Annotated in this window: 19 protein-coding genes and 1 tRNA gene; 11 read left to right on the top strand and 9 right to left on the bottom strand. The window is 61.1% G+C overall.

Annotated features, from left to right (window positions below; genetic code table 11):
* The first annotated feature begins 32 nt into the window (after positions 1-32).
* The 7 genes from M3N55_RS02605 to M3N55_RS02575 all read left to right on the top strand — a co-directional run bounded on the left by M3N55_RS02605 (position 33) and on the right by M3N55_RS02575 (position 5976).
* Positions 33-881, top strand: a complete 849-nt coding sequence (locus M3N55_RS02605; RefSeq protein ID WP_249056108.1) for an amino acid ABC transporter permease — start codon at positions 33-35, stop codon at positions 879-881.
* Positions 882-892: 11 nt separating this feature from the next.
* Positions 893-1636, top strand: a complete 744-nt coding sequence (locus tag M3N55_RS02600) for an amino acid ABC transporter ATP-binding protein (protein ID WP_283163850.1) — start codon at positions 893-895, stop codon at positions 1634-1636.
* 67 nt (positions 1637-1703) lie between these two features.
* Positions 1704-2843, top strand: a complete 1140-nt coding sequence (locus M3N55_RS02595; protein ID WP_249056106.1) for an iron-containing alcohol dehydrogenase — start codon at positions 1704-1706, stop codon at positions 2841-2843.
* A gap of 61 nt (positions 2844-2904) precedes the next feature.
* Positions 2905-3636, top strand: coding sequence for a competence/damage-inducible protein A (locus M3N55_RS02590; RefSeq protein ID WP_249056104.1), 732 nt, complete (start codon positions 2905-2907; stop codon positions 3634-3636).
* Positions 3633-4331: a GNAT family N-acetyltransferase gene (locus M3N55_RS02585; RefSeq protein WP_249056102.1), complete on the top strand. Its 699-nt coding sequence runs from the start codon at positions 3633-3635 to the stop codon at positions 4329-4331. The genes M3N55_RS02590 and M3N55_RS02585 overlap by 4 nt, the downstream gene beginning before the upstream one ends.
* A gap of 10 nt (positions 4332-4341) precedes the next feature.
* A complete protein-coding gene (locus M3N55_RS02580; protein ID WP_249056100.1) occupies positions 4342-4737 on the top strand; it encodes a diacylglycerol kinase in 396 nt (131 codons plus the stop codon).
* A gap of 63 nt (positions 4738-4800) precedes the next feature.
* On the top strand, positions 4801-5976 hold the full coding sequence (locus M3N55_RS02575) for a lytic murein transglycosylase (protein WP_249056099.1): 1176 nt from the start codon (positions 4801-4803) through the stop codon (positions 5974-5976).
* Here M3N55_RS02575 and M3N55_RS02570 read toward each other — a convergent pair.
* The 3 genes from M3N55_RS02570 to M3N55_RS02560 form a co-directional block, all read right to left on the bottom strand.
* Positions 5973-8240, bottom strand: a complete 2268-nt coding sequence (locus M3N55_RS02570; protein ID WP_249056097.1) for a hybrid sensor histidine kinase/response regulator — start codon at positions 8238-8240, stop codon at positions 5973-5975. The genes M3N55_RS02575 and M3N55_RS02570 overlap by 4 nt on opposite strands.
* A complete protein-coding gene (locus M3N55_RS02565) occupies positions 8240-9406 on the bottom strand; it encodes an FIST N-terminal domain-containing protein (RefSeq protein WP_249056096.1) in 1167 nt (388 codons plus the stop codon). The genes M3N55_RS02570 and M3N55_RS02565 overlap by 1 nt, the downstream gene beginning before the upstream one ends.
* A gap of 65 nt (positions 9407-9471) precedes the next feature.
* Complete coding sequence (locus tag M3N55_RS02560; RefSeq protein WP_249056094.1) at positions 9472-10170, bottom strand: response regulator; 699 nt, start codon at positions 10168-10170, stop codon at positions 9472-9474.
* Positions 10171-10405: 235 nt separating this feature from the next.
* Here M3N55_RS02560 and M3N55_RS02555 point away from each other — a divergent pair, with 235 nt between their 5' ends.
* Positions 10406-11530 carry a polysaccharide biosynthesis/export family protein gene (locus M3N55_RS02555; protein ID WP_249056092.1) on the top strand — a complete coding sequence of 375 codons (1125 nt, stop codon included), beginning with the start codon at positions 10406-10408 and terminating at the stop codon, positions 11528-11530.
* Positions 11531-11549: 19 nt separating this feature from the next.
* Here M3N55_RS02555 and M3N55_RS02550 read toward each other — a convergent pair whose 3' ends face one another.
* From M3N55_RS02550 to M3N55_RS02540, 3 genes are read right to left on the bottom strand one after another with little or no spacing between them, the layout of a single operon-like run.
* Entirely contained in the window at positions 11550-12284 is a 735-nt protein-coding gene (locus M3N55_RS02550; RefSeq protein WP_249056090.1) for a lysophospholipid acyltransferase family protein, read from the bottom strand.
* Positions 12285-13145 (bottom strand): cell division protein FtsX, encoded by an 861-nt coding sequence (locus M3N55_RS02545; protein ID WP_249056089.1) that lies wholly within the window; start codon positions 13143-13145, stop codon positions 12285-12287.
* Complete coding sequence (locus M3N55_RS02540; RefSeq protein WP_249056087.1) at positions 13142-13813, bottom strand: cell division ATP-binding protein FtsE; 672 nt, start codon at positions 13811-13813, stop codon at positions 13142-13144. Before M3N55_RS02540 ends, M3N55_RS02545 begins: the two co-directional genes overlap by 4 nt.
* A gap of 147 nt (positions 13814-13960) precedes the next feature.
* Here M3N55_RS02540 and M3N55_RS02535 point away from each other — a divergent pair, with 147 nt between their 5' ends.
* A complete protein-coding gene (locus M3N55_RS02535) occupies positions 13961-14773 on the top strand; it encodes a zinc-ribbon domain-containing protein (protein ID WP_249056085.1) in 813 nt (270 codons plus the stop codon).
* 122 nt (positions 14774-14895) lie between these two features.
* Here the strand turns inward: M3N55_RS02535 and M3N55_RS02530 are convergent, their stop codons facing one another.
* Complete coding sequence (locus tag M3N55_RS02530; RefSeq protein WP_249056084.1) at positions 14896-17037, bottom strand: transglycosylase domain-containing protein; 2142 nt, start codon at positions 17035-17037, stop codon at positions 14896-14898.
* A gap of 350 nt (positions 17038-17387) precedes the next feature.
* On the opposite strand from M3N55_RS02530, the gene M3N55_RS02525 reads away from it, so the two are divergent.
* Entirely contained in the window at positions 17388-17726 is a 339-nt protein-coding gene (locus M3N55_RS02525) for a P-II family nitrogen regulator (RefSeq protein WP_249056082.1), read from the top strand.
* Positions 17727-17774: 48 nt separating this feature from the next.
* Positions 17775-19109, top strand: a complete 1335-nt coding sequence (locus tag M3N55_RS02520; RefSeq protein ID WP_249056079.1) for an ammonium transporter — start codon at positions 17775-17777, stop codon at positions 19107-19109.
* Between the two features lie 105 nt (positions 19110-19214).
* Here the strand turns inward: M3N55_RS02520 and M3N55_RS02515 are convergent.
* Together M3N55_RS02515 and lon are read right to left on the bottom strand one after the other, a co-directional pair.
* A tRNA-Val gene (locus M3N55_RS02515) sits at positions 19215-19289 on the bottom strand.
* Between the two features lie 99 nt (positions 19290-19388).
* Positions 19389-21752, bottom strand: a complete 2364-nt coding sequence (gene lon, locus M3N55_RS02510) for an endopeptidase La (protein ID WP_249056581.1) — start codon at positions 21750-21752, stop codon at positions 19389-19391.
* Between the last annotated feature and the right edge of the window lie 47 nt (positions 21753-21799).

Below are 21799 nucleotides of genomic sequence, written 5' to 3'. Positions count from 1 at the left end.
CCAAGCTGCCCCGTCGTCTGACGGTGCTGGACATGGCCCTGTTTGGCCTTGTCCTGGCGGCTGTGGTGTTCGTGGCGTGGCGGGTCAATTCTGTCCTTGTCTATAACTGGGACTGGTCGCGCGTTCTGGGCTTTGTTGCCCGGATAGACGCGGAAACCGGCCAATGGGTCAGCAACCTGTTGTTGCAAGGTCTGTTCACAACCATCCGGCTGGCCTTCTGGGGCACCATTCTGGCGGCGATCATCGGTTTGGTCATGGGCTATTGGCGCACCTGCGACACGCTGGCGCTGCGCATCATATCGCGCACCTATGTGGAACTGATCCGCAATATTCCGCCATTGGTGTTCATTTTCATCTTCTATTTCTTCATTTCCAGCCAGCTTTTCCCGGCTTTGGGGATGGACAATATCGACCGCAACAGCCCGTGGGTGGATAACGCCTTTTTCCGCTTTGCTTTTGGCGAGCCAGCGCTGTTTACCAATTTCATGTCCGGGCTGATCTGTCTGGCCTTGTTCGAGGCCGCCTACATTACCGAAATCGTGCGCGCGGGCATCCAGTCCATCGACAAGGGGCAGTGGGAAGCGGGGCGCGCCATCGGCTTGTCGCGTAGCAACCTGTTGCGCGATATCATCTTTCCGCAGGCGATTCGCAAAATTCTGCCGCCGCTGGCGGGTCAGTTCATCACGCTCATCAAGGATAGCGCGATCATTTCGCTGATCTCGGTGCAGGAATTGACCTTTCTGGCGACCGAAGTTGCCGCCACCACCGGCAAGACATTCGAGACGTGGATTCTTGTCGCCGCGATGTATTTCGCCCTGTGTTACCTCTTCGCTTTTGTCTTTGCCCGGCTGGAACGCCGCGCAGGCCGCAGCACCCGGTAGGAGCTTTCCCAATGACCCCTTCCCCGCTGGTCGAGATTTCCGGCCTGTGCAAATGGTATGACGATTTCTCGGCACTCTATGACATCAGCTTGACGGTAGCCGAGGGCGAGAAAGTTGTCATTTGCGGCCCGTCCGGGTCGGGCAAATCCACTCTGATCCGGTGCATCAACCAGTTGGAAGGACACCAACAGGGCAGCATTCGCGTGGCGGGGCAAGAGGTGCGGCCCGGCATGAAAGGGATCGAAGCCATCCGGCGCGAGGTTGGCATGGTGTTTCAAAGTTTCAACTTGTTCCCTCATATGACCATTCTGGACAACCTGACGATCGGCCCGATCCGCAATCGTGGGATGGGCCGTGCTGCCGCACGCGCTTTGGCGATGGAGTATCTGAACAAGGTCCGCATTTCCGAGCAGGCCGACAAATACCCACCGCAGCTTTCGGGCGGGCAGCAACAACGTGTGGCGATTGCGCGCGCCTTGTGTATGCAACCCCGCGTCATGCTGTTTGACGAGCCAACCTCGGCGCTTGACCCGGAAATGATCGCGGGCGTTCTGGAGGTGATGGAAACCCTGGCCCGCGATGGGATGACGATGATCGTCGTGACCCATGAAATGGGCTTTGCCCGGCGCGTGGCCGACCGCGTTGTGTTCATGGATGAGGGCGAGATCGTCGAGACTGCCCCGCCAGAGGCATTCTTCAGCGCGCCTCGGACAAACCGCGCCAAGTTGTTTCTGGGTCAACTTCTGGCGCATTGAGGGTGGTCTTGCCTTTCGGGCTGAAAGCCGCATGTTGGGGCCGATACTGCCGAACGGAGCCGCTTAAATGACTGTCTTTTCCTTTGCCACCGCAACAGAGATTAGGTTCGGGCGTGGCGAAGGGCCACGCGCCATGCCCGCTTTGGCCGCCTTGGGTCAGCGTGTCTTGCTGGTGCATGGCGCAAATGCCACGCGGGCCGACTGGTTGCGTGACGGGCTGGTCCGTCAGGGGTGCGACGTGTCCAGTTTTGCCGTTCCCGGTGAGCCCGACTTGCCGATGATAGAGGCCGGGTTGCATCAAGCCCGCGCAAAGGGCGTGCAGGCGGTGATCGCTTTGGGCGGCGGTGCGGTGATTGATGCGGGCAAAGCATTGGCCGCGCTTGTTCCGGCCACTCGCCCGGTGCTGGAGCATCTGGAAGTGGTGGGACAGGGGCTGCCATTAGATGCCAGCCCTTTGCCCTTTGCAGCCTTGCCCACAACCGCCGGAACCGGCGCCGAGGTGACGCGCAACGCGGTCATTGCCGTGCCGGATGCGCAGCGCAAGGTCAGTCTGCGTGATGCGCGCATGTTGCCCCGCATGGCGATTGTCGATTCTGCCCTGACCGATGGCTGTCCACGCGCTGTGACGCTTGCCTCTGGTCTGGATGCGATCACGCAGGTGATCGAACCGTATATCAGCACCCGTGCCAACCCGTTGACGGATTCGCTGACCCTGCCGCGCATCGCCCCTGCGCTTACGGCATTGGACCGACTGATGCACGGCGACGACCCCGCCGCACGCGATGAGATGGCCCTGACCAGCCTATGCGGTGGGCTGGCGCTGGCCAATGCGGGGCTTGGTGTTGTGCATGGCTTAGCCGGGCCGTTGGGTGGGTTGTCGAATGCCGCGCATGGTGCTCTTTGCGGCGTGATGTTGCCGCATGGCTTGGTGGCAAATGCTGCCGGGGCGTCTGGCGCGGCCCTTGACCGGATCACGCGTGTCCAGACGGAAATTGGTCATGCACTTGGGGTCGCGGCCCCCGACGCATTCCGCGCCTTGGCGGAATGGGCCAGGCAGGCCGGTCTGCCGGGGCTGGACGCACAGGGCGTGACGGCCGCACGCCGCGCCGAGGCGGCCCGCATGGCTGCAACGTCATCCTCGATGAAGGCCAACCCCGTCGCATTAGATGAAGACAGTTTGGCGCGGATCATGGAGGATGCGCGCTGACAGTTTGAAACCCGCGTAAGGCCAAGTATATCTGGCACGAACCGCAACCGCAGGAGCGCCTATGTCGAACCCTACCGCTGCCATGCTCGTGATTGGCGATGAAATCCTCTCGGGCCGCACCCGCGATGCAAATATGCATTACCTTGCGGGAGAGTTGGCGAGGGTCGGCATCGACCTTGAAGAGGTGCGAATCGTATCCGACAAAGCCCCGCGTATCGTCGCGGCGCTAAATGCGCTGCGCGCTGACTATGACCACGTCTTCACCTCTGGCGGGATTGGCCCCACGCATGACGACATCACCGCAGATGCCGTGGCAGAGGCGTTCGACGTGGGCATTGACGTGCGCGACGATGCCCGCGCCATTCTGGCCGCGCATTACCAGCGCACGGGGCTAGAGCTGAACGCCGCCCGTCTGCGCATGGCGCGCATCCCCGATAGCGCGGCACTGATAGAAAACCCTGTGTCATCCGCCCCCGGTTTCACGCTTGGCAATGTCCATGTCATGGCGGGCGTGCCAGCGGTGTTTCAGGCGATGGTCGCGTCTGTTCTGCCGGGGCTGCAAGGTGGCGCGGCGCTGTACAGCCAGACTTTGTGCATCCACCGGGGCGAAGGCGAAATCGCAAGTGCTTTGTCCGATCTGGCAAAAGCGCACCCGGATGTGTCCATCGGCAGCTATCCGTTCCAGCGTGACGGCGCTTTTGCCGTGAACGTGGTGGTGCGCGGGGCTGACAAGGCGGTGGTTGATGCTGTCATGGTCGCATTATGCGCCCATTTCCCTGAAATTGCCGCATGATCGGGCCTGACGCTTGCATGGCCGCGCTTTCGGCGACATGGCCAGCGGCGCGGGCATGGTCGCAAGATGGCTGGACGCTGCGCGATGGCGCGAGTGGTGGCAAGCGGGCCTCTGCCGCAAGCGCCGAAACTGGTGCCCGTGCCGCTGACCTTGCGGGTCTGATGCCTGATGGCGCCTTGGCCATGCTGCGCCCTGGTGAAGAAGCGCTAGAGTCCGACCTTGCCGCGCTTGGCTATAGCGTGGTTGATCCGACGCTGATATATGCTGCGCCGGTAGACGACCTGGCCCAGAAACCGCCGCATGTCAGCCTGTTCGACATCTGGCCGCCTTTGGCCATCATGCGCGAGATTTGGGCAGACGGCGATATCGGCCCTGCACGTCTGGCCGTTATGGACCGTGTGACAGGCCCCAAGACTGGCCTGATTGCGCGCTTGTCCGACCGCGCCGTAGGCTGCGGGTTCTGCGCCATCCATGACGGGATCGCGATGTTGCATGCGGTCGAAATTGCCCCTGCCTATCGCCGCCAAGGGGCCGCGCGCACCATGTTGCATGGCGCTGCACATTGGGCGCAGGGGCAGGGCGCGGACTGGCTGGCGCTGGCGGTGACAGAGGCCAACGCCCCGGCGCGCGCGCTGTATGAAGCGGCGGGAATGCAGGTCGTCACGCGCTATCACTATCGGTATTTGGCAAGGTGATGAACAGACCGTGACTCAGCCTGACAAGGACAAAGACCCAAGGCTGGTTCGACCGCGCAGCGGCCTGCTGCATATTGTGGACGCTGCGGGCTATTCCATGGCGGGGCTGCGCCGTTTGTGGTGTGAAACGGCCGCACGGCTAGAGATTGTCGGCGCGGGCATTGTCGCCGTGGTGTTCGCCTTGCAGGGGGCAGAGCCGTGGCATTGGCTGGTCGTCGGGTTATTGTTTGTGCTGGTGCTGGCGACAGAGGCAATCAATACGGCGCTGGAAGAGCTGGCAGACCACCTGTCGCCCGAATGGTCGCAGATGGCCAAGAATGTCAAAGACCTTGGATCGCTTGCGGTTGGGCTTATGCTGCTTGCAACCGGCGGTTTTGTGGCGGCAGTTTTGCTGGGTGTTGTGTAATTACGATTCCCATAAGGCACCGTATCCGTTAGTCTTTGGTCAAAATTTAGCCATGGAGCAGATATGCGTTTTTTCAAGACACTCGCGATTGCGGCAACACTGATGGCCGGTCCGGCCCAGTCGCAAAGCTGCGGCGGCGATTTCGGCGGTTTTGTCGGCGGGTTGAAAAGCGAAGCTGTAAGCATGGGCTATGACCGCGGGCTGGTCGATCGGTTCTTCGCCAATGTTCAGCGCGATCAAGCCGTCATCAATGCCGACCGGCGGCAGGGGATTTTCCAACGGCCGTTTCTAGATTTTTCGCGCGCGCTGATTTCGCAGAACCGGTTGAACAACGGCATCCGCAATTATGATCGCTATCGGTCCATCTTTGACGCGGCACAGCGTCAGTTCGGCGTGAACCCCGGCATCCTGCTGTCCTTCTGGGCTTTCGAGACCGATTTCGGTGCTGTGCAGGGCGATTTCAACACCGTGAATGCGCTTGTCACGCTGGCGCATGATTGCCGCCGCCCGGACTTGTTCCGCCCGCAGGTTTTCGCCGCGCTGGAAATGCACCGGCGGGGCGATCTGGACCCCCGCACCATGACCGGCGCCTGGGCGGGTGAAATCGGGATGGTGCAGAAACTGCCGTCCGACATCATCAACCATGCGGTGGATGGTGATGGCGATGGACAGATCACGCTGAAAACATCGCAGGCGGATTCGATCATGTCGGGCGCGTCCATGTTGCAAGCCAAGGGCTGGCGGGCGAATGAACCATGGATGCATGAGGTCACGCTGCCGCAAGGGCTGGATCTGACCCAAACCGGCCTGCGCACCCGGATGAGCGTCTCCGACTGGCAGAGCCTTGGTATTCGGCCCACGCATGGCAGCCTGCCTTCGGGCAATTTGCAAGCCTCTATCATTGTGCCGCAAGGGCATCGCGGTCCGGCTTTCATGGTGTTTGACAATTTCGTCACCCTGTTCGAGTGGAACCAGAGTTTTATCTACGTCACCACGGCGGCGTATTTCGCAACGCGGCTGACAGGGGCGCCAGTCTATCAAGCGGGCAACCCGGAACAGGGGCTGAACCAGGATCAAATGCGCGATTTGCAAACCAGACTTGCAGCGCGCGGTTTTGATGTGGGCGCGGTCGATGGCATCCTTGGTGCCAACACCCGCGCCGCTGTGCAGGATATACAGGCGCAGCTTGGCCTTCCCGCCGATGGTTGGCCGACACCGGCCTTGTTGCGCGCGCTTTAATCCTCTGGGCGTAGCCAAAAGCTGTGATCGCCGGGCGTTGCTTGGGTGAAGTGTTTGATCTGAGCGCCGCGCAACTGCGGAGTTTGCTGTAACACTCTGCGCAGTCGGTGCAGGGCAAGAGGTTTCGTCATGAGCAGAACGCCTGCCGTTTCGGCTTGCTCTGCCAAGGCCGGACCATGATCGGCAGTCACCAGAATCGCGGGGATCTCACCATGCTCTGCGCGTAAGGCTGCGATTGCCTGTAGCCCGGTTGCGCCACCGTCCAGCTGGTGGTCGGCCATGATAACATCGGGCGCTAGGCCAAGCTCTGTGATCTGCACGCGCGCGTCAGCAAGAGAGGCGGCCTCTATCGGGCTTGCGCCCCAATCCTCTAGTTTTCCCATCAGGGCGCGGCGGCTTGTTGCATCATTCTCGATCACCAGAACCAGCATGTCCGACAGTAAACCGGGCTGGGTTTCGGGGGCTGGGCGCTGAGGCGGCAGCGCGACCGGGTCCGGGGCAAGCGGGACGCGCAGGGAAAAAACGGTGCCGTGGCCAGGCCGAGAGCGTAGCGACAGCGGATGCTCCAGCAAGGCGCAAGCCTGTTCGACAATTGCCAACCCAAGCCCCATGCCGGTTTCGGCATTCGGGTTCAGCCGGGTGAATTCCTTGAAAATCTCGGCCTGCTTGTCGGGCGGAATCCCCGGCCCTGTATCCAATACCTCTAGCCGCAGGTCGGGGCCGCAGCGGCGCGCGCCCAGCAGCACGCGCCCGCGCTCTGTATACCGCAGGGCATTGGACACAAGGTTCTGCAAGATGCGTTTCAGATAAACCGGATCGCTTTGCACGTTCAGCGCGCAGGGCATGACAACCAAGTCCAAACCGCGCCGATCAGCCATCGGTTGGAATTCGTCCCGCAACCGCGCAAAGAGCGGTCCAAGAGGCACAGTATCGACCCGCGCGCGCGCCGCACCGATGTCGAATTTCGACAGGTCCAGCAATGCGCCCAGAATATCCTCGACGCTGGTGAATGCACTTTGCACGCGGTCGATCAGCCGGGTCTGCGTCGGCGTATTCTTTAGCGCGGCGAGCGACGACAGGAACAGCTTGGCCGCGTTCAGCGGTTGCAGCAGGTCATGGCTGGCACTTGCCACGAAGCGTGATTTGCTGGCATTCGCCCGTTCCGCAGCATCGCGTGCGGCGACCAGTTCGACCGTGCGCGCTTGCACGCGGGCTTCAAGCGTTTCGTTCAGCCGGTGCATTTCGGCAATGGCGCGACGTTCGGCTGTAAGGTCATTGAAGGAAATCACGAACCCTCGGTCGGGCATGGCCTGTGCCGACAGATGCAACTCTGTCCCGTCCTCTTGCACGATATCCAGCGCCAATGAAGGGCGGAACGCCGGGCCATTCACCCAATCGGTCAAAAGCTGCCGGATATTACCGCGTCCCAATTGGCGGCGGCGCATCAGGTCATTCAGGACTTGGGCAAAGGGTGTGCCGCTGGCCAGAAGCGCGCTGGGCGGGGCGAAAACTTCGCGCAAGCGACGGTTCCAACCCGCAAGCCGGGCTTTTGCATCAAAGATCAGAACGGCCTGGTCAATATGGTCGAGCGTGGCGCGCACCATCTGCGCTTGTTCGTCCAGCAGCTTTTCGCGTTCCAGCCGTCCGGTGCGCACCATGGCGGTCACATCGGTCTGGATCACGGCGGTTCCGCCCGAAATCATCCTCTGTTCGCTGACCTGTAACCAGTGATCGCCGATAAGCGGGACGGTGAAGTTGGCATTGCGGCGGGTGTGGCTTTGCAGGCGCTTCAGCGACCACTCACGCCGCTCGGTTGCAGTTGTCAGGTCGATTTCGTCGCTATCCGACACCATGCGCACATAATCGCGGAACGGCAATCCGGCGGAAAGCTGTGCGCGTATGTCAGGCAGCGCGGCACAGAACTGACTGTTCCAGAGTGTCAGGCAGTCGCGGGCATCGAACATGGCGAAGCCTTCGCCCATGGCTTCTAGCGCATCAACCAAGCTGTTGCGCGCGCTGACCGCATCGCGTTCAGCCTGCGACAGGCGGGCATGCGTCATCCGCAATTTGTCGAGCGTTTCGGCCAGGTCACGCGTGCGGGCGCGGACCTGCTGTTCCAGCGCCACGACATGCGACAACTGGCCCATTGGACGACTTGGCATCTGTCCGCGTTCGGCGCGGTCCATCAGCGCGGCCAGAATAGCGCGCAGGCGGGCATTCTGTTCGGCCATCGGCAGCGCGGGATCGACCAGATCTTCCAGCATCACTCCCCCCCGTAGGTGGCCAGGTCGTCACCCGAATTGGGCGGGTAAAAGGCAAAGCCCGTAAAGGTCTGGTTGACATGCACCATGTTGAACTGTTCGCCATAGGTGTTGAACCCGGTGACGCCGTGGCGGTCCAGAACCTCTGAAACCGCGCGTGCTGTCTGAGTGTTTTCAGCTTCCAACCGGCGCAGAATACAGTCGCAGGCCAGAATGTCGGGCGCGGTCCCCCCGACGCGCAGTCCGTTTAGCGCGCGGTCAAGATGCGCCACAAGGTCTGTGCTCTGCGCTAACCGCAGCACCAGCCCGCGTTCAATGGCCGAGAAGAAACGCAAGGTGCCGTCCGGTTCGACACGCTGTATGGCCAGCACATGATGTGTATCGCCGACTTTCGACACGACCGGGTTCGCAGCGAAAATGAAAGGTGAAAGCTGGCTGGGGTCTTTTCCCAAGATGCGGGCATATTCCGGTCCGGCCGGCATCCCGTTGATCTCGATCACCAGTCTTTGTGCCGGATCTGCTTGCGTCACAACCATACGCTGGGCGGTCGGTTCCAGATGGTCGAAGCGGAAGGCTGTCACGGTGCAAGGCGTGCGTAGCACGGCCAGCACAGCAGCATCGGTGCGAAAGCGGCGCTCTACCAGCACGAAGGTCTGGCCAAAGCGCAACCCGTCCCCCGCCGAGCCGCCCACAAGCGGGCTTTGCCCAAGTGCTTCGGACAAGGTCCAGACAAGCTGGTCTTCCATCAGGGACAGCCCATCGGTCAGAAGGAACGCAACCTCGGTCGCCCAATCGGCGGTCGAGAATGTCAGCCCGGCACGCAGATCAAAGGCCATGGCACGGGCGCGTTCGGGGTCGAAGTTGCGCAGGGATGCAACATACCCCACCGCCACACGGAACAGGTTGCGCGGCAGGCCAAGTGCGGTGATGCTATGATCCAGATAGCCGCCTTTTCCGATTTCGCCTGCGGTGGTGCAGCCCATCACCTGAACAGAGTCCGGCAATTCGGCCAGCGCTTCTTCAATACGCGGCAGGTCATGCCCGTCGCCCACGAACAGCACCACAAGCGCCAGATCGGCGGGGGCAAGCCCCGTCAACACCTCGGCAATCGCTGCGCCGGTATCCGTTTGGGAGGATTGCGCGCGGCGCATGTTGCCCAGTTGTGTCATGTGCGCCGCCCCCTGCTTCGGCCCGCGCAAGCCTACGTCAAAGGCCGCGCAAGGCAAGCCCGCAGCTATTTGCGCAGGATTTCGGCAAAGCTGGCGGAATTGGCAATTCGCACCGCTTGCGTCCGGCTTTGCGCGCCCAGTTTACGCAGAATCGCGGTAACATGCGCCTTGACCGTGGTTTCGGTGATCGACAATTCAAAGGCGATTTGTTTGTTCAGGTGGCCTTCACAGACCAGCGACAGGATGCGCGCCTGCTGCGGGGTCAGGTCCGATAGCCGGTCTATGACGCTGCGCTCGGCGGTCTCTGGCGCGGTCGCGCTGGGCGCGGTGTAGCCCTCTGGTGTATAGGTGCCACCTTGCAGTGCGGTGGCGATGGCGGTGACAAAGGCATCTCGCGGGCTGTGCTTGGGCACGAAACCGGCTGCACCCGCATGCATGACGGCGGCAATGATGCGGTCATCCGACATTGACGAGACAACGACCACCGGCACGCCGGGCGCCATATTGCGCAGCCGAGTCAATCCATCCAGCCCGGCGACATCGGGCAGGTTCAGGTCCAGCACGATGGCATCTGCCATCGGTCCGGTGCGCAGGGCGGCCAGAGCTGCCTCTAGCGTCGCGGCGGTGGCAACCCGTGGCAAGCCAAGCGACTCCGACAGCGTCATCTGTAACGCTTCGCAAAACAGCGGATGGTCGTCGATGACAAGGATCATCCCACTGCCCTGCTGTGCCAAATGTCCAACGGTAATCATGTCGGTGCGCATGGTGTCGCCGAACCTCCTGTAGGACAGCATAATATGCGATTACCCAAGTTTTCGCGCCCCCTTCTATCGTCGTAGTCCCGGCACGCTGGCGCGCGCATCTTTGAGGTCTTGGCCAGTGTGGCAATGGTTGACCGCGCCCAGCCATACGATATTGTGAATTTCGAAGCGTAGGTTACCTGCGGGCCGGGTTGCCGGCAATGCGGCTCAGACCAGCGCCAAGCACAGCAGGACAAAGATGACAGAGATTTCGCGCCGCGCTCTCATGGCCACTGGAACGGCTTTTCTGCTGACAGGCTGTGCCGTTGCACGCGATTCCGCCCGCAAATCAGAGATTGTTGCGGGGGCCGATACTGGCGACGGAACCTCTGATGCCGATTTCGCCTTGGTTGATGTCACGGATGATACCTTGGATAAGATCGCGGGGTGGCCGGTGATCGACCCACGACCGACGCGTCATTGGCCGAACCGTGGCGGCGGTATCACCAGCCAGAAGATCGCGCCGGGGGACCGGTTGTCAGTGCGCGTCTGGACCGCAGAGGAAACATCGCTCATCACCAGCCTTGGCGAGCGTTATGCCGATATTTCCGGTCTGGTTGTCTCTCCATCCGGGCATATCGTTCTGCCCTATGTCGAAGAGGTCCATGTCGCGGGGCTGGCGCCAGAGGTGGCGCGCGTGCGGGTTCAAGAGCGACTTAGCTCGGTCATCCCTTCGGCTCAGGTGCAGCTAACGTCAAACACCGGCATGCGAAATTCCGTCGATATGCTGGATGGCGTCCGCCAGCCCGGCACATTCCCTTTGGCCGAGCGGAACCTGACGGTGTTGAACCTTGTGGGTGCGGCGGGCGGTGTGGCGGACAGTCCCGGCAATCCGCAGATCATGATTACGCGCGGTGGCACGGTCTACCGAATGCCCTATGAGGAGGTGTTGGAAGCCCCGGAACTGGATGTTGCCCTGCATGGCGGCGACCGGGTCGTGATCCGGCCTGATGAACGCAGCTTTACCTCGCTTGGGGCAACGGGCGGGCAGCGGGTGTTCCCGTTCCCGTCCGAGGACCTGAGCGCTTTGCGCGCGGTATCTGTCATCGGCGGCATTGCCGATAACCGGGCCGATCCGCGCGGGCTGTTGGTCTTGCGGCGGTATCCTGCCGGAACCGCCACGCGCACGGATGGGCCGCCGCGCGACAAGGTCGTCTTCAGCTTTGACCTGACCCGCGCCGAGCGCCTGTTCGCTGCTGACCAGTTCCTGTTGCAGGATGGCGACGTGGTGCTGGCGACCATGGCCACTGGCACAACACTGCAACGGGCATTGGGCCTGTTCGGTGGCGCCTTGAATGTCGGGCGTGCGCTGCGCGCGGATTGACGCGGTGCCGGTCTGTTTCTCAGGGCGGTGGTGCGATCCCGGCCTGCGCCATCAGTTCATTTGACCGGGTTTCGACGACCTCTTCCAGCGTTTTCATGAAATCGCGCTGATCCATGCCTGCGGGAATGGGCGGCAAAAACTCCACCACGGCGGTGCCGGGTTTGCGATACATGCTACGCTTGGGCCAGAACAGCCCGACATTCGTGGCCACAGGCACGCAAGGGTGGCCCAACTGAGCATACAAAAGCGCAGAGCCGATCTTGTAGGGCTTGCTGTCACCCGGCGCGACGCGGGTGCCTTGCGGATAGATGATGATCTGCCCGGCCTCTTCGCGCCCTTGCTCCACGCGGGCCAGCATGTCGCGGATCGCAACACCCCGCTTGCCGCGATCAATGGGCACACAGCCCAGACGCATGGCATACCAACCAAGGAAAGGCGCGTTCTTCAGCTGTTTCTTCATAATGAAACGCGGATTCGGCAGCGCCCCGAAAATAAGGATAATATCGAAAAAGCTCTGGTGTTTCGCGGCGACAAGAGCGCCATCTTGCGGAATTTCCCCGCGAATTTCGGCATGCAGGCCGACCATCCAGCTTGCTGTCCAGCGCACATAGCGGCAATAGGCGTAGCAGGCCTGTAGCGCCATGTTGCGGCTGAACATGGCGAAGGGCGCAAAGCCCAACGCTATGACGGCCATGGCCAGATACATCTGGCCGATGAACAGAGCCGAACGGATATATTGCACCGCGTTCCGCATTTAGGTCACTCCTCGTAAAACGGCAAAGGCCGTTGCCATCGCCGCTGCCCAAGCCACTAAGGCAGCTAGAACCGGAACCGCCAAGGGCGCAATCCAGCTTAATCCTTGAAACCCCAATCCGTTTGTCGCGTCCGGGCCAAGGCTTGGCAAGCCCAGTACCGACAGCATGCCAAGAGCGGTCCCGATAGTCGCGCCCAAGGCCGCGCGGCGCGTCATCCGGCGCACAAAGGCATGGGCGATGAAGCGGTCGCGCGCGCCCACCAATCGAAGCACCCGGATAACCTGCGCATTAGAGGCAAGCGCCGCACTTGCCGCAAGCGCAATGATCGCGCCCGTGACACCGCCGATCAGGGCCAAGGCCAACATTGACAGCGCGCGCAACCGGGAGGCCGCGTCGATCAACGGGCGCCGCCATTGTGTGTGGTCATCGTAGATCGCGCTGGGGGCTTCGGCACTTAGCCGCAGCCGCAAGCCTTGGCGGTCTGGCCCCTCAGCGGTTTCGAACACTTCAAGCATACGCGGCAGGGGCAGGGCATCCAGCGGCAGGTCCGGGCCAAGCCAGACCGCCAGCAAATCTGCTTGCTCTTGCGCCGACATGACGCGGGCCTCGTCAATTCCGGGGGTCGTGCGCAACACTTCCAGCGTGGCGTTTGTCTGCGCATCCAGTTCAGCAGGTGGCGCGGAAATTCGCACAGTTGCGCTTTGCGCCAGCGCCGCCGTCCAGTTATCCGCAAGGCGCTCTGCCGAGATGGACAGCGCCAGCGCGAACACCGCCAGATAGGCCATCGCGGCGGCTCCCAGCCAGACCAGCCACGCGCCATGCCCGCTGCGCGGAACGATCTGGTCCGAGATCGCGCTCATAGGTCTGACCCCGCGCTCTGCAATTTGCGCCCGGCAATGCGCAGCACTCTGGCCGCGACCTGCGATTTCGCGGTGCGGATCAGGTTCATGTCATGGGTTGCGATCAGAACGGCGGTGCCCATCCGGTTCAGTTCAACCATCAGTGACAGCAGGCGTTGCGACATCTCCCAATCCAGGTTGCCAGTGGGTTCATCTGCCAGCAGCACGCGCGGGGCCGCGATCACGGCACGCGCAAGGGCTGCGCGCTGACGCTCGCCTCCAGAGAGCGTGGGCGGCAGCGCATCGGCCTGCGCTCTCAGGCCGACCCAGTTCAGCAGGTCATCCACATCGCGGTCGGATACGGCGCGCCCCGTGGTGCTTAGCGGAAGCGCCACGTTGCTGCGAATGTCCAGATGGTCCAGAAACTGGCAATCTTGGTGGACGACCCCGATGGAATTGCGCATCTCGGCCAAAGCGTCGCGCGACATTTGGCGCAGGCTGGTGCCTTGTAGTGTGACCGTGCCGCGGCTGGGGAGCAATTCGCCGTAGCACAGCTTCAGGAAGGTGCTTTTGCCTGCACCGGATGGCCCGGTCAGGAAATGAAAACTGCCCGGTTCCAAGGCAATTGTCACGCCTTCGAACAGCGCTCCGCCGCCGTAATCATGTGCGACGTCCTGAAATTCAATCATGGGTAATGCCGAAATATGTGACCTGAATTCGGGGCTTGGCGGCGTGCGGACAAAAAACATTAATCCTTGTTGGAAGGTGCTGGTAGGCTTGCTACAACATATAGAGTAACGCGCCAATGGAAGATATGGCGTCGAGGTGGAGTGACTATGCGTCTTGTATGTCCGAATTGTGCCGCTCAGTATGAGGTAGACGCCAGTTTACTTCCCGCAGGCGGGACAGAGGTTCAATGCTCTGCCTGTAGCACAGTCTGGTTTCAGGCCGGTGCCGCACAGCAGAAAGCGCCCTCTGAACCCGCAAAACGGACCGCGCCTGCGTCGCGCCCGACACCGGCACCGCCAGAACCTTCGGTTGAAAATCGCCCGAACCGGCCCGCGCGGTCCGAAGCAGGCCCGGCACGACGGCCAGACAAGGTGGCCCCAGCGGTCGCGCAGCCAACGCAATCGCGCCCCAGTTCCACGCAGCCCCCGGCGTCGTCCTCGGACCCTGCGCCGGGCGAGCCGACTTCTGGCGCGCGGCCATTGGACCCGTCTGTTGCAGAAGTGTTGCGCGAGGAGGCCGAGTTCGAGGCGAAACAACGGGCAAGAGAGACTTCTCCGCTGGAAACGCAGGAAGAACTTGGGCTGTTCGGACCCGTTGCATCCGTTGATGATGCGCCGCATCCGCGCGGCGGTGCGTCGCGCCTGCCCGATATTGAGGATATCAGTTCCACGCTAGAACCGATTGACAGCGGACGCGGCGGCCAATCCGGCTTGCCGCTGACAGAAGCTGCACGCAAACGCAGCTTCTTGGGCGGTCTGATCCTGCCGGTTGGTCTGGCCGGCGCCTTGACCGCGCTTTACATGGCCGCGCCGACGCTGGGGCAGTTAGTGCCGGCCGTTGATGGCCCGCTTGGGGCCTATGTCGCGCTGGTCGACAAGGCGCGACTGGGGGTTGCCGGATTGCTCGGGATGACGCCGTGACAGGCTGAGCCGAACCGCTCGAGAGGCCACAGCACCAACAACATGGGCACACTTAACCCGACGATCATCGCACAGGCTAAAGTTCAGGGGCTGGTCCTGTGATATGGGCGCTCCCGATCAGGTCAGTTTCCGCCAAACAAAGAGCCCAGAATTCCGCGAATCGCGTCGTCCAGCGGTGCGGCGCGCGGTGCGGTTTGTGTCGGCGGGGGCGTGGCCTCGGACCGCGACCGTTCCGGCGCGACCATTGGCAGCGGGCGTGGCCGCACATCCTCATGGATGCGGATCATGGTTTCGCGCCAGATCTCTGCGGGCAGACCGCCGCCAGTCACGCCGGTCAGCGGTGTATTATCGTCATTGCCCATCCAGACACCGGCGACATAATCGGCGGTGAACCCGATGAACCAGGCATCGCGTGCCGCTTGCGTCGTCCCGGTTTTTCCGGCGGCCTCCCGGTTCGGCAGCTTTGCGCGCCGTCCGGTGCCATCTTCCAGAACGCGGCTCATCATCCAGGTCAGCATCTGGGCGGAACGCTCTGAGATGACGCGCTCGCCAATCCCGGTCGAGACGCCGAAAAGCGGTGTCGAGTCGCCTAACAGCTTCAATTCTTCGATGCCATAGGGGCGCACCGCACTGCCGCCATTCAGAATACCGGCATAGGCGGCCGTCATTTGCAGCAGGTTGGATTCTGACGCACCAAGCGCCAGCGCCGGGCCTTCGGCCAATTCGCTGCGCAGGCCGAAAGCATTCGCCACCTCGCGCACTCTATCGCGCCCCATGGCTTCGGAAATCCGCACCGCCGGTGTGTTGAGAGATTCTGATAAAGCTTCCGACATGGTGACAAAGCCCCGGAATTCGCCGTCATAATTGCGTGGCGACCACGGGCCAGAGCCGGGAGTGTTGATTGTGAGCGGCGCATCCTCGACAATGTCGAAAGGTTGGAACCCGTTTTCCAAAGCCGCTGCGAACAGGAACGGTTTGAACGCGGACCCGGTTTGCCGCACCGCTTGAACCGCGCGGTTGAAGCCGCCGGTCTGGGCCTGTCTTCCGCCGACCATCGCGCGCACCGCGCCATCGGCGGACATGACGACAACTGCGACCTCTGCCTGCGAACCTTCGCGAACTTTGTCCGCATAGACTTTTTCGACAGCTGCTTCGGTTGCGGCCTGCAAGCGTGGGTCGAACGTGGTGCGCATAATGACATCTTCGGTCGTCTCCCGCGCAAGGTAGGTTGGCGCGTCCAGCATCAGCCAATCGGCAAAGGCGATGCCTTGCTGTTCTTCGGCGCGTTGCGACAAGGTCGCAGGATGCGCGCGGGCCTCGGCATATTCAAACTCGTCCAGATAGCCTTGCTCATACATCAGCTCGACCACCACGGCGGCGCGTTCTTGGGCGCGCTCCAGATTTCGGGTGGGGGCGTAATAGGATGGCGCGACCAGCAAACCGGCCAGCATGGCGCCTTCGGCGGGGCCGACTTCGTTCGCGGAGCGTGCGAAATACCTTTGCGCAGCAGCTTCGAACCCACGCGAACCAGCCCCCAGAAAAGCGCGGTTCATGTAGATGGTGAGAATGTCATCCTTGGAAAACTTTGCTTCCAACGCGAAGGCATAGGGCAATTCCTTTATTTTACGCCATAGCGTGCCACGGCGGCAATCGGCCTCGTAACTCGCCTCAGAGTCCCAGACGGTCGGGTCATAGGGCACGCCCAAACAAAGCAGTTTTGCCACCTGTTGCGTAATGGTGGAGCCGCCCGCACCTGAGAATGCGCTGCGTCCTTCGGACAGGTTAGAGCGGATCGCCCCTGCAATGCCGCGCGGCGAAACCCCCAGATGGCGGTAGAACCGCCGATCTTCGGTCGCAACAATTGCATTTTTCAGGTGTGGGCTGACATTGCTTGCTGTAATCGCCCCGCCGAAGGTTTCGCCCCGCCACGCGAAGACCTCTCCCTCTCTGTCAATCATTGTGACAGAGCCTTGGGCGCGATTGTCCAGCATTTCGGCCAGCGGTGGGAGCGTTGTGTAGAAATAGAATGTGGCCAGTCCAAGGATGAGCATGACCATCGCCATGCCGCGCCAGACCACACCCCATGTGAGCCGCCAGATCAGCGCCAGCGCCGACCTGAAAAACCTTGAGATCGGGTTGCCGCCCCTCGGCTTTCGAGGTGCAGCGGATTTGCGGGCCGCAGATTTGCGCGCCGGTGGTTTGGAACCGGCCGTCGCGCGGCGCGGCGCAGCAAGCTTTTTCCGGGGGGGGCGGGCGCTGGTCATGTGTAACGATGCCTGTTTGCCGAAAACCGGCACAAAAAGAATTTCCGTGTTGTGCCATGTGCAGCGCCGGTTTTCCACCACCTTTGGCACGACATCGCGGAACTGTGCCAAGCGCGACTCGGCAGTTTTCTCTGGTAGAATTTTGCGATTTGCGTGCTGCGACCAGCGCCTCCCATCTTAAAATAGCTTAAAAAATGTGCGTTGATGCAATTTTGTGCACTCTTTTTCGGAATCTGCTGCATTGCGGCGTCTGAAGCTGCCCCGAATGTTGAGCCACCCCGCGCTTCATCTTTTGTTGACGATGTGAGGTCGCGTGTTGGCCGACAACGTGGATGAAAGGGGATGATACCGTGAAATATATCATTGCGGCGATTAAACCGTTCAAGCTGGAAGAGGTGCGCGAAGCGCTGACCTCTATCGGCGTGCGCGGCATGATGGTGACCGAAATAAAGGGGTTCGGGGCGCAATCCGGGCATACCGAAATTTATCGTGGCGCGGAATACGCCGTGAATTTCGTGCCAAAGCTGAAACTGGAAATCGGCGTCAGCGACGCGATGGCCGACCAGGTGGTCGAGACACTCCAGAAAACCGCGAAAACCGACAAGATCGGCGATGGCAAGATTTTCGTGTTGGATCTTGCCTCTGCAACGCGCGTTCGCACGGGCGAAGCCGGTGATGATGCCCTCTGATCTCGTCGACATGATCTCGTGGACTTAGTTCGAAAAGGACAATAGCTGATGCAACTCAAGAAACTCCTTCCCATTGTGGCCGCGGCGGCGCTCTTGCCCAGCCTCGGCCTTGCGCAGGACGAAGCGCTAAGCGCTGACCGCGTGAATTCTGAAATGGTCTTCATCATGAACACGTTGCTGTTCTTGATGGGTGGCTTCCTCGTCTTCTTCATGGCCGCAGGCTTTACCATGCTGGAAGCCGGGCTTGTCCGGTCGAAGAATGCGACCATGCAATTGGTGAAAAACGTGGCCTTGTTTTCGCTGGCGACGATTGCCTATTTCGTCGTTGGCTTTAACCTGATGTATCCAGGCGATGGCTGGATCATCGAAGGCTGGATGGGCGGCTTCTCGATGACCGAACTGGAACCCGTGGGCGTTGGCTACGACGATCTGGTTGACGTATCCTATGCGTCGGTCGGGTCCGACTTCATCTTCCAGTTGATGTTCTGTGCTGCAACCGCATCGATCGTGTCGGGTGCTGTCGCGGAGCGTATCAAGCTGTGGCCGTTCCTTGCGTTCGTGGTCATCCTGACCGGCATCATCTACCCGATCCAGGCAAGCTGGAGCTGGGGCGGTGGCTTCCTGTCCGAAGCTGGCTTCTCTGACTTCGCTGGCTCGTCCATTGTGCACGGTGCAGGCGGCTGGGCTGCTCTGGCGGGTGTCCTGATCCTGGGTTCGCGGACCGGAAAATACGGCAAAGACGGTCGTGTCACGGTTATGCCCGGTTCTAACCTGCCCTTGGCAACGCTTGGCATGTTCATCCTGTGGCTGGGTTGGTTCGGCTTTAACGGCGGCTCGCAGCTTGCCATGGGCACTGTCAGCGACATCGCAGACGTTAGCCGCATCTTCGCCAACACCAACACGGCTGCTGCCGGTGGTGCGATCGCCGCGCTGATCCTGACGCAGGTTCTGTACAAGAAGGTCGATCTGACCATGGTGCTGAACGGCGCGCTGGCTGGCCTTGTGTCGATTACCGCCGAACCGCTTGCTCCGGGCCTTGGTCTGGCAACCCTGATCGGTGCTGTCGGTGGTGTGATCGTGGTCTTCACCGTTCCGATGTTGGACAAGTTGAAGATCGACGATGTTGTCGGTGCAATCCCTGTTCACCTGTTCGCGGGTATCTGGGGCACGCTGGCTGTTGTCCTGTCGAACAGCGACGCATCCATCGGCGCACAGATCTACGGGATTGTCGCAATCGGTGCCTTCATGTTCGTTGTCTCTGGCATCTTCTGGTTCATCCTGAAGGCCGTCATGGGCATCCGCGTCAGCGACGAAGACCAGATCACTGGTCTGGATACCTCGGAACTGGGCATGGAAGCCTATCCGGAATTCAGCAACCGCTGATCCGCACATCCTGAAAACGGCAAAGGCCCGGTCGCAAGACCGGGCCTTTTGCGTTGCAAACGGGGCGCGAACAAGCGCGTGATGCAACCAGCGAAAAGAGGGAAATGGTGGGCGATAACGGATTTGAACCGCTGACATCTTCGATGTGAACGAAGCGCTCTACCGCTGAGCTAATCGCCCCACGCTCGGCCTGATAGCGCCGCCGATTGGGCAGCGCAAGCCCTTTTCGCCGGATCGCGCGTCCCCCGACAGCAACCTGCCATCGGGGGGCGCATTCATTCAGTGTGCGGGGCGTGCCGCAGTATCTTCCGGCTTTGGGGCCATGCGGGCAAGACGCGCTGCCTCATCCGCCTCTGCGTCCCATTCCACCGGGGCAGGCGCGACCGTCAGGGCATGTTTCAGCACCTCGCGGACATGTGCGACGGGGATGATGGTCAGCCCCTCTTTCACGTTATCCGGAATTTCCGGCAGGTCCTTGGCGTTTTCCTGTGGGATCAGCACCGTGTCGATGCCGCCACGCAGGGCCGCCAGCAGCTTTTCTTTCAAGCCGCCAATGGCCAGAACATTGCCGCGCAGCGTGACCTCGCCCGTCATGGCGACATTCTTGCGCACCGGAATCTGGGTCAGCACCGACACAATGGACGTGACCATGCCCACCCCGGCACTTGGGCCATCCTTGGGCGTGGCGCCTTCGGGAACGTGAACGTGGATGTCCCACGCATCGAAACGCGGCGGTTTAACACCGATTTCGGGCGCGATGGAGCGCACGAAAGAACTGGCCGCGTCGATGGATTCCTTCATCACATCGCCCAGCTTACCCGTCGTTTTCATCCGGCCCTTGCCAGCCAAGCGCAGCGCTTCGATCTGCAACAACTCGCCGCCGACCTGTGTCCAGGCCAGGCCCGTGACAACGCCGATCTGGTCCTCTTTCTCGGCAGAGCCGAAGCGGAAGCGTGGAACGCCAAGGAAGTCTTCCAGGTTGTCGCGTGCGACGATGACCTTGCCGGTCTCCTTTTTGACGATCTTGGTCACGGCCTTGCGCGCGATTTTGTTCAATTCGCGCTCCAGGTTCCGCACCCCGGCCTCGCGGGTATACAGGCGGATGGTCTGGGTGATCGCGTTATCGGAAATCGTCAGCTCATCGCGCTTCAGCCCATGGTTCTTGACCGATTTGGGCAGCAGATGCGTGCGGGCGATTTCCAGCTTTTCGTCTTCGGTGTAGCCCGAAAGCGGGATCACTTCCATCCGGTCCAGAAGCGGGCCGGGCATGTTGTAGCTATTGGCCGTGGTCAGGAACATGACGTTCGACAGGTCGTATTCCACTTCCAGATAGTGGTCCACAAACGTGCCGTTCTGTTCAGGGTCCAGCACCTCCAGCATGGCGCTTGCCGGGTCGCCGCGGAAATCCTGCCCCATCTTGTCGATCTCATCCAGCAAGATAAGCGGATTGGTCGTCTTGGCCTTTTTCAGAGCCTGGATAATCTTGCCCGGCATGGACCCGATATAGGTGCGACGATGGCCCCGGATTTCAGATTCGTCACGCACGCCGCCCAAACTGATGCGGATGAATTCACGCCCCGTTGCGCGTGCAACCGACCGCCCCAAGCTGGTTTTACCAACGCCGGGAGGGCCGACAAGGCACATGATCGGGCCTTTCAGCTTGGATGAGCGCGATTGCACCGCCAGATATTCGACGATCCGTTCTTTGACCTTTTCCAGGCTGTAATGATCGGCATCCAACACTTCCTGGGCGCGGCCAAGGTCTTTTTTGACGCGGCTTTTCACACCCCATGGGATCGACAGCATCCAATCCAGATAGTTGCGCACAACGGTCGCTTCCGCGGACATGGGCGACATGTTTTTCAGCTTTTTCAGCTCTGCTTCGGCCTTTTCGCGCGCTTCCTTGGAGAATTTGGTCGCTGCGATCTTGGCTTCCAATTCGGCCAGTTCGTTCTGGCCGTCCTCGCCATCACCCAATTCCTTCTGAATGGCCTTCATCTGCTCATTCAGGTAATACTCCCGCTGCGTGCGTTCCATCTGGGTCTTGACGCGGGTCTTGATCTTGCGTTCGACCTGCAAGACAGACAATTCGCCCTGCATCTCGGCGTAAATCTCTTCCAGACGCGCATTCAGCGCGGTCATCTCAAGAATCGCCTGTTTCTTGTCAACGTTTGAGCCCAGGTGCCCGGCGGCCAAATCTGCCAGCTTGGCGGCATCGGTCGTATCTGCAATGGCTGCCAGCGCTTCATCCGGAATGTTCTTCCGGATCTTGGCATAGCGCTCGAACTCGTTTTGCACCGAACGCATCAGGGCGCGAATTTCATCATCGGTGCCAGCGGTATCGGGCATTTCGGCGACAAGGGCTTCAAAATACCCTTCTTCGCGGACAAATTCGGTAATGCGCACACGGTGCTGACCTTCGACCAGCACTTTGACGGTGCCGTCCGGCAATTTCAGCAGTTGCAGCACGTTGGCCAGCACGCCCACGCGGTAGATATCGCCGGTTTCCGGGTCTTCCTGCGTGTGGTCTACCTGCGAGGCAAGCAGGATCTGCTTGTCATCATTCATCACAGTTTCCAGCGCACGCACGGATTTGTCGCGGCCTACGAACAGAGGCACGACCATATGCGGAAACACCACCATGTCACGCAGGGGCAAGACGGGATAGCTGCTCAATTCGGTCACGTTTA

The organism is Roseinatronobacter domitianus, from assembly GCF_023336755.1.
GTDB classification, from domain to species: Bacteria; Pseudomonadota; Alphaproteobacteria; order Rhodobacterales; family Rhodobacteraceae; genus Roseinatronobacter; species Roseinatronobacter domitianus.
This window is presented reverse-complemented; position numbering and strand designations above follow the sequence as displayed.